Source organism: Pseudomonas sp. TH10, assembly GCF_016651255.1.
GTDB lineage: Bacteria > Pseudomonadota > Gammaproteobacteria > Pseudomonadales > Pseudomonadaceae > Aquipseudomonas.
Window position 1 is genome coordinate 1 of record NZ_JAEKEG010000051.1, and the last position, 13,018, is coordinate 13,018.

At 57.4% G+C, this 13,018-nt stretch carries 14 protein-coding genes; 6 read left to right on the forward strand and 8 right to left on the reverse strand.

Going from position 1 to position 13,018, the window contains the following annotated elements; genetic code table 11:
* Nucleotides 1–385: PAS domain S-box protein (locus tag JFT80_RS08045; RefSeq protein ID WP_201147517.1), on the reverse strand; the 385-nt coding region annotated here is incomplete at its 3' end.
* 634 nt (nucleotides 386–1,019) lie between these two features.
* Between JFT80_RS08045 and JFT80_RS08050 the strand changes: the two genes are divergently transcribed.
* On the forward strand, nucleotides 1,020–1,430 hold the full coding sequence (locus JFT80_RS08050; RefSeq protein ID WP_122840184.1) for a GNAT family N-acetyltransferase: 411 nt from the start codon (nucleotides 1,020–1,022) through the stop codon (nucleotides 1,428–1,430).
* A gap of 44 nt (nucleotides 1,431–1,474) precedes the next feature.
* Here the strand turns inward: JFT80_RS08050 and def are convergent, their stop codons facing one another.
* The 3 genes from def to JFT80_RS08065 form a co-directional block, all read right to left on the reverse strand.
* Nucleotides 1,475–2,014, reverse strand: a complete 540-nt coding sequence (gene def / locus JFT80_RS08055) for a peptide deformylase (RefSeq protein ID WP_201147518.1) — start codon at nucleotides 2,012–2,014, stop codon at nucleotides 1,475–1,477.
* Nucleotides 2,015–2,016: 2 nt separating this feature from the next.
* Entirely contained in the window at nucleotides 2,017–2,967 is a 951-nt protein-coding gene (locus JFT80_RS08060) for a YihY/virulence factor BrkB family protein (RefSeq protein WP_201147519.1), read from the reverse strand.
* 183 nt (nucleotides 2,968–3,150) lie between these two features.
* On the reverse strand, nucleotides 3,151–3,342 hold the full coding sequence (locus tag JFT80_RS08065) for a CsbD family protein (RefSeq protein ID WP_008082339.1): 192 nt from the start codon (nucleotides 3,340–3,342) through the stop codon (nucleotides 3,151–3,153).
* A gap of 200 nt (nucleotides 3,343–3,542) precedes the next feature.
* On the opposite strand from JFT80_RS08065, the gene JFT80_RS08070 reads away from it, so the two are divergent.
* Nucleotides 3,543–3,920: a hypothetical protein gene (locus tag JFT80_RS08070; RefSeq protein WP_201147520.1), complete on the forward strand. Its 378-nt coding sequence runs from the start codon at nucleotides 3,543–3,545 to the stop codon at nucleotides 3,918–3,920.
* On the opposite strand, the gene JFT80_RS08075 is transcribed toward JFT80_RS08070, so the two are convergent.
* The 3 genes from JFT80_RS08075 to fadD2 all read right to left on the reverse strand — a co-directional run bounded on the left by JFT80_RS08075 (nucleotide 3,895) and on the right by fadD2 (nucleotide 9,122).
* Nucleotides 3,895–5,184, reverse strand: a complete 1,290-nt coding sequence (locus JFT80_RS08075; protein WP_201147521.1) for a pentapeptide repeat-containing protein — start codon at nucleotides 5,182–5,184, stop codon at nucleotides 3,895–3,897. The two genes, JFT80_RS08070 and JFT80_RS08075, sit on opposite strands and share 26 nt — an antisense overlap.
* A 229-nt stretch (nucleotides 5,185–5,413) precedes the next feature.
* Nucleotides 5,414–7,108, reverse strand: coding sequence for a long-chain-fatty-acid--CoA ligase FadD1 (gene fadD1 / locus JFT80_RS08080; protein ID WP_201147522.1), 1,695 nt, complete (start codon nucleotides 7,106–7,108; stop codon nucleotides 5,414–5,416).
* Between the two features lie 325 nt (nucleotides 7,109–7,433).
* On the reverse strand, nucleotides 7,434–9,122 hold the full coding sequence (gene fadD2 / locus JFT80_RS08085; RefSeq protein WP_201147523.1) for a long-chain-fatty-acid--CoA ligase FadD2: 1,689 nt from the start codon (nucleotides 9,120–9,122) through the stop codon (nucleotides 7,434–7,436).
* A gap of 215 nt (nucleotides 9,123–9,337) precedes the next feature.
* Here fadD2 and JFT80_RS08090 point away from each other — a divergent pair, with 215 nt between their 5' ends.
* Together JFT80_RS08090 and JFT80_RS08095 are read left to right on the forward strand one after the other, a co-directional pair.
* Complete coding sequence (locus tag JFT80_RS08090) at nucleotides 9,338–10,282, forward strand: alpha/beta hydrolase (RefSeq protein ID WP_201147524.1); 945 nt, start codon at nucleotides 9,338–9,340, stop codon at nucleotides 10,280–10,282.
* Nucleotides 10,283–10,324: 42 nt separating this feature from the next.
* On the forward strand, nucleotides 10,325–10,795 hold the full coding sequence (locus JFT80_RS08095; protein WP_201147525.1) for a MaoC family dehydratase: 471 nt from the start codon (nucleotides 10,325–10,327) through the stop codon (nucleotides 10,793–10,795).
* Between the two features lie 98 nt (nucleotides 10,796–10,893).
* Here the strand turns inward: JFT80_RS08095 and JFT80_RS08100 are convergent, their stop codons facing one another.
* On the reverse strand, nucleotides 10,894–11,361 hold the full coding sequence (locus JFT80_RS08100) for a PA2169 family four-helix-bundle protein (protein ID WP_201147526.1): 468 nt from the start codon (nucleotides 11,359–11,361) through the stop codon (nucleotides 10,894–10,896).
* Between the two features lie 206 nt (nucleotides 11,362–11,567).
* Between JFT80_RS08100 and JFT80_RS08105 the strand changes: the two genes are divergently transcribed.
* Both JFT80_RS08105 and JFT80_RS08110 read left to right on the forward strand, forming a co-directional pair.
* Nucleotides 11,568–11,804, forward strand: a complete 237-nt coding sequence (locus JFT80_RS08105) for a DUF3820 family protein (RefSeq protein WP_201147527.1) — start codon at nucleotides 11,568–11,570, stop codon at nucleotides 11,802–11,804.
* A gap of 28 nt (nucleotides 11,805–11,832) precedes the next feature.
* Entirely contained in the window at nucleotides 11,833–13,014 is a 1,182-nt protein-coding gene (locus tag JFT80_RS08110) for an aminotransferase class V-fold PLP-dependent enzyme (RefSeq protein ID WP_201147528.1), read from the forward strand.
* Nucleotides 13,015–13,018 lie beyond the last annotated feature (4 nt).

Genomic DNA, 13,018 nt, shown 5'->3' on the forward strand with positions numbered 1-13,018 from the left:
TCACGCTGCGCACCTGCCGATCAGCCCCGTAAACCGGCATGTAGCTGGCCTCCAGCCAGACCTCCCGACCGTTCCTGTCCAGGCGCTGGAACGTACCACTGACCGGCTCGCCCCGCGCCAGGTCCCGCCACAGTTTCGTGTATTCCTCGCTGCGGTAAAACGCTTCTTCGCAAAACACCCGGTGATGTTTGCCGCGCACTTCCTCAGCGCTGTAGCCCATGGTTTTACAGAAGTTTTCGTTGGCATCCAGAACGATGCCGTCAGGGCTGAATTCAATCATTGCCATCGAGCGGCTGATCGCCGCCAACTTGGCGTTGGCTTCGGTCAGGGCGCAGCTGAATCGCTCGATTTCCTGCAGGTCAGCCTTGTGATGTAGGTTGAACATGGTTGTATCACCTTCCGCGCGTTCTTTTGATTTGATGAAAGTTCAGGTCTTTCAGAATCCACCACTACGTTCCACAGAACAGGCACACGCATTCCTCCACAGGAGGAAGTTGTCAGGTGATAAATGATGATCAATCGGAGCGTCCATGGTGCGACGCTCTTATCAAGACATCCTTCTCTTGATAGCCCGGAATCGAGCCAAACCTGACAGTCTCATGAGTAACTCCCTTTCGCGTACCACTCCTTGTTACGAGTCAGCATAGACAGGCAATAACCGTACGCAAGGCCACTAGTCGGCCATTACGCAGCATAAATTGAACTTTTTTCAGCGGGCGAACTTTACGGGCATCGCGGGGGACGTGATGCTTACGCCGCACAGCCGTGCAGCAGGAGCCCGAGGACCGGGCTCCCTTTTGCGGGATCAATGGCCGAACACGTCCACCTTCTTGGCCTTCTTGTCCGCGCGCTTTTCATCAGCGGTTTTCGCCGGTTTTTTCTTCGCTGCTTTCTTTGAATCCATGCCTTTGGCCATGATACGTACTCCACTCATACGGGATGTGAGATCAGGTATACACCTATCGCCGTGCGCGCGTTCTTTTATAATCCCAGGCTTTGCGCACCAACAGACCGAACCCATGCCCGACACCCAGTACACCCTGCTCGCCGAGCCCTTGTGGCCGCTGATGAACAAGTTTTATCGAAGCCATCAATCGTCGATGAAAGCCGTGCGCGACGCCCAGCTATGGGTCGCCAGGCGTGAACAAATCATCGGTGCATTGTGTTTGCGGCCGGTGGCGGACGGGCATTGGTTGACCGGACTGTTTGTTGACCCGGGTTGTCGTGAACAGGGGATCGCGGGCGCGTTGATCGCCGAGGCCATCAAGGGGCTGCAGGGGCCGGTGTGGTTGTTCTGTCATCCGGACTTGCGCGGCTTCTATGAGCGCCGGGGGTTCAGCTTCGACCCGGTGCTGCCGTATGCGATGGCTGAACGGTTGAGTCGTTATGCGCGCAGCAAGCCGATGATTGCGATGGGGGCAGGCCTGTAACCCGCCCCTGTGGGAGGACCCTATTGCATTGAGGTAAATTCTGGTCAGTCGTCAGCGTTCGGGTCGAGGTCCGGGAACATCACTTCAGTGAAGCCAAACTTGCTGAAATCGGTGATGCGCGACGGGTACAACCGGCCGATCAGGTGATCGCATTCGTGTTGCACCACGCGCGCATGGAAGCCTGCGGCCACACGCACGATCGGCTGGCCCTTGGGATCAAAACCTTCGTAGCGAATCTGTTGGAAACGCTCCACCGCACCGCGCAGACCCGGCACCGACAAACACCCTTCAAAACCCTCTTCCGTGAGCGGATTCAGCGGCGTGATCAGCGGATTGATCAGGATCGTCTGCGGCACCGCTTCCGCGTCCGGGTAGCGTTCGCTGTGCTCGAAACCGAAGATCACCAGTTGCAGATCGACACCAATCTGCGGCGCGGCGAGGCCCACGCCACCGACGCTTTCCATGGTCTGGAACATGTCGTCGATCAGTTGCCACAGTTCCGGGCTGTCGAACATTTCCGGCGGCACCGGCGGGGCGATGCGCAGCAGGCGCTCGTCACCCATTTTGAGGATTTCACGGATCATGGTCAGGCTTCGTCAGTGTCCGGCTTGAGCGAGTGATCGCGGCCCAGGCCCGAGACATGTTGTTTGGGTTGTTCATCGAGTTCGCCGGGGACTTTTTCGCCCGCATCCTTGCCCTCGCTGGACATGTGCTCGATCACCGCGTTCATCTCCGCGCCGAGCAACAGCACTGCGGCGGAAATGTAGAAATACAGCAACAGCACGATGATCGCACCGATGCTGCCATACATCGCGTTGTAGTTGGCGAAGGTTTTGACGTAGAACGCAAAACCCAACGAGGCGATGATCCACACCACCACGGCCAACACCGAACCCGGTGTGATAAAGCGGAATTCCTGTCTTACGTCGGGCATCACGTAGTAGATCAGCGCCACGGCGACCATCATCAGAATCACGATCACCGGCCAGCGCGCAATCGTCCACACGGTGACGATGACTTCTTCGAGGCCGACCTGCGCAGCAATCCAGCCCATCACTTGCGGCCCGAGCACCATCAGTGCGGCGGCCACCAGCAGCATGCCGGCGATGCCGACGGTGTAGACAATCGACAGCGGAAAGCGCTTCCAGATTGGCCTGCCTTCGACCACGTCATACGCTGCATTCATTGCGCTCATCATCAGGCGCACGCCGGCAGAAGCGGTGTACAGGGCGATGACGATACCCACCGAAAGCAAGCCGCCCTTGGACTGCTGCAACTGATCAATCACCGGGTTGACCTGCTCCAGGGCCTGCGGTGGCAGCACCAGTTCCGATTGCAGGCGCAACCAGGAAAAGAAGTCCGGCAGGTGCAGGAAACCGATCAGGGCAATCAGGAACAGAATGAACGGGAACAGCGAGAACAGCATCTGGTAGGCCAGCGCCGAGGCATAGGTCGACATCTCGTCGTCGACGAATTCAGTGACCGTGCGCACCATCACTCGGTGCAGGGGCAGACCTTTCATGTCTGGAAATATCATTCGCGTCTCCTTTCGCCGCATTACAGGTTGAAGTCGTGGCGACTCAGGGGCCGTTGCCATCAATGTAGCCTGCATCAAAATAGCCTTGTCCGGCGGCTTTGAAACAAATTCTGTGTTCAAGTTCCAGCTGAAACAAAAACGGCCATCCGCAGATGGCCGTTCATAATAGCTTCACAGGCCCGATCACGCCTTGTCGACGCCTTTCTTGACAGCATCCTTGGCTTTGCCGACTGCTTGCTGGGCTTCGCCTTTTTTCTCTTGAATCTTGCCTTCGGCTTGCAGTTTGGTGTTGTCAGTGGCTTTACCTACGCCTTGCTTGACGTTACCGACCGCTTCGTTGGCCATGCCTTTTACTTTATCGCCTGTGCTACTCATGGTGTTTCTCCTGTGAACAATTGAACGAACAAAAGTGCTTACAGAAAGATTGACCGGAGGGGTTTGCCGGGAGTTTCATTTTTTTGCGCAGAAGATTTCATCGATCCCGGCAGGTTGGGCTTTATGTTTGCCCGCCAACACCCGAGAATGCACAACGTATTCAGGCCATGGCGCTGAAGATCCAACCCCGCAGGAATGTTATGAAACTCGATAAAAAGCTCGCCATCGCCCGTAGAAACCAGGAACTGGGCGGCGCCGTGCTCGGCACCAACAACTGCCACTTCGCCGAACTGAACCGTAACCGCAACATCTGGTGGTTCGATTTGCCGGTGACACGTCTGGCCGTGGGTCAGTACGAGTGGATTCACCTGTTGATGCACACGCCGGCCACCGACGAACTGCTGCACCTGAAAGTGCCGACAGTGTTTCTGCGTGAAAAGCTCGAAGGACTGGTGATCCGCAACGAGGGCAAGCGCAAGGCCGCGTTGAGCCTGGAGTTGAGTGCAGACAAGGATTCGTATCTGCAGGACATGCGTCCGACGGGCACCAACGTCAACTTCGCGCCATTCCGCCTGTAATCGCCGGGGTAGAAGGACTGGCCGTTTGCGCGTCAAACGAAGCCCTCGGCTCATTTCGGGCGAGGGTTTTCCCGTAGTTACTCACCAAGTGGTCCACCCCGGATGGATGGCGTTTGATCAGTTTCAGCACCAGGTCCCGATCGACTTCACCGCGGCGATACGGCTCCCGTTGTTTTAGTTGCAGCCACAATTTCAGCAATCGATTATTGAACGACGCGATTTCAGGTACCTCGTCATAGCCAGGATTATTGAGCAACATCTCCACCAGCGCCGGCAGGTGGAGCTGCAGCGCGCCGTCATCCAAGCGGTTCACTTGCTCGATCACCGATCGCATTAAGGAGTTTTTCAGATTCTGATAAGTGGGATTGATGCTGTGGATAGTCACCAATAAATTGCTAATGCCCGTCTCGGAACAATAGGCGTTAAGCTGACGTTCTCTGTCGCTGGTGATGGGCCCTAGCAGAGTTTCCTCGATAAACTTTTGACTCAAGGACATCTGCGCGTCGGTGAGATTCGCGCCACTGAAGTCCACGTCATCAAGGTCAAGGTTGGTTAGGTTGGCCCCGCTAAGATCGCAGTCCACGAAAATGACTTTTATGAGTTTCGCTGAGAAAAAATTGTTGCCACTGAAGTTCACGTCAACACAGTCAACGTTGGATAGTTCGGCCCAAGAAAAATTGCAGCCTGAGTAATGGCCAGATTTGATCATCGTCCTGCCCACCCTGGCGCCAACGAACAACACGTCTTCACAACAAAGGTTGGTTAGGACGGCTCCACGAAAATTGCACTGTGAGAGGATGGTATTTTTGAATGTCGCCCCGGACAAGATGGCCGCCTCGAAATTCGATTCCCCAAGATTGAAATTCTGATACAGGCGGTTTGTCAGGTCTTCGTAGGTAAAGTTACGTCCTCTAAGATCGATGAAAGAGGTCCGCGAATCAGGCCTGCTGCCCCCGGATAAATTCGCAACTTCGTTTTGGTTACGGGCCCAACCTGCCCGAACAGGTGGCTCGAGCGAGGAGTCATCGCCAGTGCGCATCCCACCGAGATGAGTTTTCATCACTGATCCTTTTAGCCTTTCTTGGGAAGCGATTGCGTTTGTTGGTGCGTCGGTCAGTGTCAAGCCACGCTTGGGAAAGGGGAGGTCGACGTTGCTGGCGCGCTTCAGCTTCTTGGTAACAGGCATGGACTCTTTGGTTAGGAGGCCCGTGAGGATAGGGTTATCACTCACGAACGAAGAGGTGTTGGTCTTTATCTGCGGCATAAGCATCACTCCATGAAAGATGGCATTGGCCAGGAGCCCGCAATCAAATCACGCCCCCATACCCAAGACTTTCAGAAAACGCACAACGGGCTGATGCATGCGTGCGGCAGTGCGAGCCATTGCGGAATCGCGCGCAAAAAAATCCGCCAGCCGTTTCGGGCTGCGGATTTTTCGACGGTTCCAATGATCAGCCAGCGTCCCCCGATTGGCAGGCGACGCCAGTTGCCATTCAGGCCTTCTTCAGGCCCAGCTTCTTCAACTCCTCGTCGCGCAATTCGCGCCGCAGGATCTTGCCGACGTTGGTGGTCGGCAGCGCATCGCGGAACTCCACCGAACGCGGCACCTTGTAGCCGGTGACGTTGGCGCGCATGTGATCCATCACCGTTTCCTTGGTCAGGGTCACGCCCGGTTTGGCGACGATGAAAATCTTGATCGCTTCGCCCGACTTCTCGTCCGGCACGCCGATGGCCGCGCACTGCAACACGCCCGGCAGGGTTGCCAGCACATCTTCCAGTTCGTTGGGATACACGTTAAAGCCGGACACCAGGATCATGTCTTTCTTGCGATCGACAATACGCATGTAGCCATCCGGCTGGATCAGGGCGATGTCACCGGTCTTCAGCCAGCCTTCGCTGTCGAGGATTTCATCGGTGGCGTCCTGGCGCTGCCAGTAACCCTTCATCACCTGCGGCCCTTTCACGCACAGTTCACCGATTTCACCCAGCGGCTGATCCACACCGGCATCATCGATGATCTTGCACAGGGTCGACGGTACCGGAATGCCGATGGTGCCGATCTGGATGTGCTGGATCGGATTCACCGTGGCCACCGGGCTGGTTTCGGTCATGCCGTAACCTTCGCAGATCGAGCAACCGGTGACGGCCTTCCAGCGTTCGGCAGCGGCCAGTTGCAGGGCCATGCCGCCCGACAACGTGACTTTCAGCGCCGAGAAATCCAGCTTGCGGAAACCTTCGTTGTTGCACAGCGCGACGAACAGAGTGTTCAAACCGACGAAGCCGCTGAACTTCCACTTCGACAGCTCCTTGACCATCGCCGGCAAATCGCGCGGGTTGCTGATCAGGATGTTGTGGTTGCCGATCAGCATCATCGCCATGCAATGAAAGGTGAACGCATAGATGTGGTACAGCGGCAGCGGCGTGATCAGGATCTCGCAACCTTCATTGAGGTTCGAGCCCATCAGCGCCTTGCACTGCAGCATGTTGGCGACGAGGTTGCGATGAGTCAGCATCGCGCCCTTGGCCACGCCGGTGGTGCCGCCAGTGTATTGCAGCACCGCAACATCACCGCTGTGCGGGTTGGCTTCGGCGACAGGCTGGCCCTGGCCCTTGCTCATCACGTCATTGAACTTGACGGCTTTGGGCAGGTGATAAGCCGGCACCATCTTCTTCACGTACTTGATGACGCTGTTGATCAGCAGACGCTTGATCGGCGGCAGCAAGTCGGCGACTTCGGTGATGATGACGTGTTTGACGCCGGTTTTCGGCACCACGGCCTCGGCCAGATGCGCCATGTTTGCCAGGCAAACAAGGGCTTTCGCACCAGAGTCGTTGAATTGGTGTTCCATTTCCCGCGCGGTGTACAGCGGGTTGGTGTTGACCACGATCAGCCCGGCGCGGATGGCACCGAAGACGGCCACCGGGTATTGCAGAACGTTGGGCAGTTGCACGGCGATTCGATCGCCGGGCTGCAAGTCGGTATGCTGTTGCAGATACGCGGCAAACGCACCGGACAATTCGTACAGTTCACCGTAGGTGATTGTCTTGCCCAGGTTGCTGAAAGCCGGTTTGTTGGCGAAGCGTTGGCAGGACTGCTTCAGCACTGCCTGAATATTCGGGTACTCGTCCGGATTGATGTCGGCAGCAATCCCGGCAGGGTACTTATCCTTCCAAAAGTCTTCGATCATGGAAGCCCACTCCTCAGCAACGCGAATTCAGCACCGCATTTGATGCGATTATTATTGGTGTTTGATCAGAGGCAAAACCGGCATTTTCCAAAGGCCGGCAAGTCCCAAAGCGCGCCGAGAGTAGCAGCTTTGCCAAGGGTCGACTAGAGCCAAAAGCGGGCTCTACAGTCACAATGGTGACTCTTGAATATCTTATAGTCAGTTTTAGAGCAAAAATTCTATAGGTCGCCTGGAAGCAAAAGATCGCAGCCTTTGGCAGCTCCTACAGGGGAATGCATTTCCTGCAGGAGCTGCCGAAGGCTGCGATCTTTGTGTTTCTGCGCCCTTAGGCGATATCGCGCAACTCACGGCGCAGGATCTTGCCGACCGGCGTCATCGGCAACGACTCACGCAGCACGATGTGCTTGGGCACTTTGTACGCGGTGAAATTCTCTTTGCAGTACGCCTTCAATTCTTCAAGGCTCACGCCGTTCTCGCGCGCCACCACAAACAGCTTCACCGCCTCGCCGGAACGTTCGTCCGGCACGCCGATCACTGCACAGTTGGCGACTTTAGGGTGAGCCATGACCACATCTTCGATCTCGTTCGGGTACACGTTGAAACCGGAGACGATGATCATGTCCTTCTTGCGATCGACGATACGCACGAAACCGTCCGGATCGATCACTGCAATATCGCCAGACTTGAACCAGCCCTCGGCATCCAGTACTTCGGCTGTCGCCTCAGGCTTGTGCCAGTAGCCTTTCATGATCTGCGGGCCCTTGATGCACAGCTCGCCGCGTTCGCCCAAGGCTTGCTCGACGCCCTCATCGTTGATGATTTTCAGCGTGGTACCCGGTACTGGCAGGCCCACCGTACCGATGCGCGACTTGTCACCGTAGGGGTTGGTGCAAGCCACAGGTGACGTTTCGGTCAGGCCGTAGCCTTCGGTGATGCGGCATCCGGTGAGTTTTTCCCAGCGCTCGGCAGTGGCCTTGACCAACGCAGTGCCACCGGAATTGGTCAGCTTGAGGCTGGAGAAGTCCAGGGTCTTGAAATCCGGATGATCCATCAACGCGACAAACAAAGTGTTCAACCCCAGCAACGCAGAAAAACGCCAGTTCTTCAGTTCCTTGATAAAGCCCTTGATGTCCCGTGGATTGGTGATCAGCACGTTATGGTTGCCGGTGACCATCATGCACATGCAGTTCGCCGTGAAGGCATAGATGTGATACAGCGGCAGTGGCGCGATCATCACCTCCTGGCCTTCGCGCAGCAGTGGCTGGCCATCCGGGCCGAGTTGCGCGAGGCAGGCGCGCACCTGTTGCATGTTCGCCACCAGGTTACCGTGGGTGAGCATCGCGCCCTTCGCCAACCCGGTGGTGCCGCCGGTGTATTGCAGCACGGCGATGTCGTCGAGGCCGACCTTCAACGGCTTGATGCCCAGACCCCGGCCCATGCGCAGCGCGCTTTTGAAGGCGATCGCCTGCGGCAGCGAATAGGCAGGAACCATTTTTTTCACTTTGCTGACCACGGTGTTGACCAGCCAGCCCTTGGCGGTGGGCATCAGGTCGCCCATCTTCGCTTCGATCAGGTACTGGATGTCCGTGTCGGGCAGCACTTCCTGGACTTTCTGGCCGAACATGTTCAGGTAAACCAACGCACGCGCGCCGCAATCCTTGAACTGATGGCGCATCTCTCGTGCGGTGTACAACGGGTTGGTATTGACCACGATCAGCCCGGCGCGCAACGCACCGAACACGGCAATCGGATAATGCAGGACGTTGGGCATCTGCACGGCGATACGATCGCCCGGCACCAGGTCGGTATGCGCTTGCAGATAACCGGCGAAGGCAGCGCTCTGGCGTTCAAGCTCGGCGTAGGTCAGCGTGATGCCCATGTTGCTGAATGCCGGGCGATCCGCGAACTTCTTGCAGGAACGCTCAAACACCTCGATCACCGACTTGAACTCGCCCATGTCGATGTCCAGCGGTACGCCGGCCGGGCGTTTGTCGTTCCAGAAATCAGGTTGCATTGTTCTTGTCCTCTTTACCTGAGCCGATCCTGGCCGCTTTCTGTCATTTCTGAAAAAGCGGAGCTTCACGGACACTAGCAGTTATGGCCATTCAGGCAAATAAGGGCAAAGCCGTCATTGATCGTGTGAATCTTCCTGCCGTGGTGTAAGGCAGTTCGCACGGCCGCACCCGGAATGCGCTATACAATGCATCGACCCAGCGCAAAGGAATCGCCATGATCCACGACACTTTCTGGCTGACCGCGAGTGACCGCAGTCGCCTGTTCGTCAATCAGTGGCTACCCACAGCTCCCCTGAAAGCCATCGTGCTGCTGGCCCACGGCATGGCGGAGCACAGCGCCCGCTACCAGGGCCTGGCGCAAAAACTCTGCGACCAGGGCTACGGTGTCTATGCCCCCGACCTGCGGGGACATGGCAAAACCGCCGAAAATGGAACCCTGGGGCATTTCGCCGACGATGATGGCTGGTGCAAGGTCGTCGGCGACCTGGCGAGCCTCAATCAGCACGTCGGTCAGCAGCATCCCGGGGTGCCGATCCTGCTGATCGGCCATAGCATGGGCAGCTACATCGCCCAGGCCTATCTGCTGCACCACAGCGCCAGCCTGCACGGCGCCGTGCTGAGCGGCTCGAACTTCCAGCCGGTGGCTCTGTATGGCGCCGCGCGACAGATTGCCCGCTTCGAAAAACTGCGTCAGGGCGGCAAGGGCCGCAGTGCGCTGATCGAATGGTTGTCGTTCGGCTCGTTCAACAAAAAATTCAAACCGGTGCGCACGCCGTTCGACTGGCTGAGCCGCGATCCGGCCGAGGTCGACAAGTATGCCGCCGATCCGCTGTGCGGCTTTCGCTGCACCAATCAGCTGTGGATCGACTTACTCGGCGGCTTGCAGCAAATCAGCAAAGCGTCCAATCTCGCCCAGATCGACCCGGGCCTGCCGTTGCTGGTGATCGGCGGCGAATGTGATCCGGTGAGTGACGGCAAGCGTCTGACAGATCTGGCCAATGCATTACGCACGGCCGGCAGCCAGAACCTGCAACTGAAGATCTACCCGCAGGCGCGGCACGAATTGTTCAACGAAACCAACCGCGACGAAGTGATCGCCGATCTGTTGAACTGGATCGAGCAGGCGCTGAGCCACCGCCGACCCACCCGGTCGGAATAATTTTTTGTGGATTCATTTAATCCGTCACAGGAATCAAGACCGATGACCCAGGTTACCAACATCCCTTACGAAGCCCTCGAAGTCGGCCAGACCGCCAGCTACAGCAAAACGGTCGAAGAGCGCGACATCCAGTTGTTCGCTGCGATGTCCGGCGATCACAACCCGGTGCACCTGGACGCCGAATATGCTGCAGGCACCATGTTCAAGGAGCGCATTGCGCACGGTATGTTCAGCGGCGCCTTGATCAGCGCAGCCGTGGCCTGCGAACTGCCCGGGCCGGGGACTATCTATATCGGCCAGCAGATGAGCTTCCAGAAGCCGGTAAAGATTGGCGATACTTTGACCGTGCGCCTTGAAATCCTCGAAAAACTGCCGAAGTTTCGTGTGCGCATTGCTACACGCGTATTCAATCAGCGGGATGAGCTGGTGGTGGATGGCGAAGCGGAGATTCTGGCACCGCGCAAGCAGCAGACCGTGACGTTGACGACATTGCCGGCGATCAGCATCGGTTGAAGGGCAAAAGATCGTCCACCAGCGGCCCGAGCCTGCAGACGATTTTCAGACGCAAAAAAACGCCAGACTAGCTGGCGTTTTTTGTGGGCTACGAACGCTTACGAACGAGCGCGAGCCTGGTTACGCAGGGCTTTCACCTGGTCGTGGTTGCGTTGTACGCCATGGTATTGGCGCTCAACCAGATCACGAATGCCGACCAGATTGTGCTTGTTGATTTTCTCGATGGCTTCACGATAAGCCTTCAGCGCATGGTCTTCACCGCGCTCGGCTTCGTTCAGCACAGCCTCTTCGTCTTTGCCGGTGAACATGGCTTTGACGTCGACCCAGCGACGGTGCAGGTCACCGCTGACGCTGGTGGAAGTTTCCGGATCGCCACCCATCGAACGTACGGCCGCTTGCAGTTCAGCAGCTGCGGTCGCGCAATCAGCGGAACGGGTCACGAACAGGGTTTTCAGTTCAGGGTGCTTGATGTCTTCAGCGCAGGTCTTGAACCCTTCCTGACCGTCTTTGCTGACTTCGATCAGGTCGTTGAGTACAGAGATGGCTTCTTTATTCATGTCGGTCATTTTTCAATTCCTTGCGGGTTGATGAAAGATGCAATAGCTATTGCACCCTGCATGCCAGCTTTTCACTGAAAACAAATTGCTTAAATTTCAATGGCTTATGTTTTATCGCGAAATCTGTATCCGCTTCTTTTGCATGATCTGTCATTTGGCCTGCATGCAGAATGCCTGTATTTTCCACTCTGATTTGAAGCCAGACGATCTCACTGATGAATCCCGAAAAACTCGAACTGCTGATCACCCGCGAAATGCCTTTCGGCAAATACAAGGGCCGGATCATCGCCGACCTGCCGGGGCCTTACCTGAACTGGTTTGCCCGCGAGGGTTTTCCTCACGGCGAACTCGGCGGCCTGCTTGCGCTGATGCAGGAGATCGACCACAACGGCTTGTCGGACGTGCTCGAACCGCTGCGCGCCAAACATGGCAAACCCGCCCCGCGCCACTGAAGCGCCCTCCTCTTTAGAGCCAGCCGCCATGCCCGATAACACCCGCCGCGCCCGTGACGAAGCCTTTTGGCAAACGTTCGCCGACCGTTACGACGTTCAACCCGGCCCCGTGAACCTGGAAAACGGTTATTTCGGGCGCATGTCGCGCACGGTGATCGAGGAGTACCAACGTAACGTAGAGCTGATCAACACCAGCAACTCGGTATATGTGCGCCAGCGCTTCGAACAGGTCGAAAGCCTGGAGATTCGCGCGCAGCTGGCGGAGCTGATGGGTGTGCGGGCCCAAGCCGTTGCCCTGACCCGTAACGCCAGCGACGCCCTGCAATCGCTGATCCGCAATTACAACCGCCTGCAGCCGGGCGATCAGGTGCTGATCTGCGACCTTGAGTACGACACGGTCAAGGGTGCCATGCGCTGGCTGGCGCGTTATCGCGGTGTGGAGGTGATAGAGATTGGTCACCAGCACCCGGCCTCTTTCGACTCGCTGCTGGCCAGTTACCGTGAGGCTTTCGAGCGTTACCCACGGCTCAAGCTGATGGCACTGACCCACGTCACCCATCGCACCGGGCTGGTCATGCCAGTGCAGGCCATTGCGGCGGCTGCGCGGGAACACGGCATCGATGTGATCCTCGACGGCGCCCATGCGCTGGGGCAGATGAAGTTCAATCTCGAAGAGCTGGGCATTGCCTTCGCCGGTTACAACCTGCACAAGTGGATCGGGGCGCCGCTGACTCTTGGCTTCCTGTACATCGCCCCGCAGCGCCTTGGCGACATCGACCCGGACATGGGCGAGATGCATTTCCCGCTCAACGACATTCGCGCCCGCACGCCCTACAGCACCCCCAATATCCCGGCGCTGCTGACGCTGCCGCTGGTGTTCGAGGAACACCTGGCCATGGGCGGCTCCGCAGCCAAAGGCGCGCGGCTTAATTATCTGCGCAATGAGTGGGTCCGGGTGGTGCGGGATTGGCCGGGTATCGAGGTGATGACCCCGGACGACCCACGGTTGTATTGCGGGATAACTTCGATGCGGTTTACCCGGCATGCGGATCAACAGGTGATGGTCGACCGGCTGTTGAACGAGTTCAACCTGTTTACCGTTGTACGCAGCGGCGCGGCGAGTGGACCCTGTATCCGCATTACACCGGGGCTGACGACCACAGCGGCGGATATCGCGGCGCTGATCAAGGCGCTGGACCAATTGCGCTGATTCA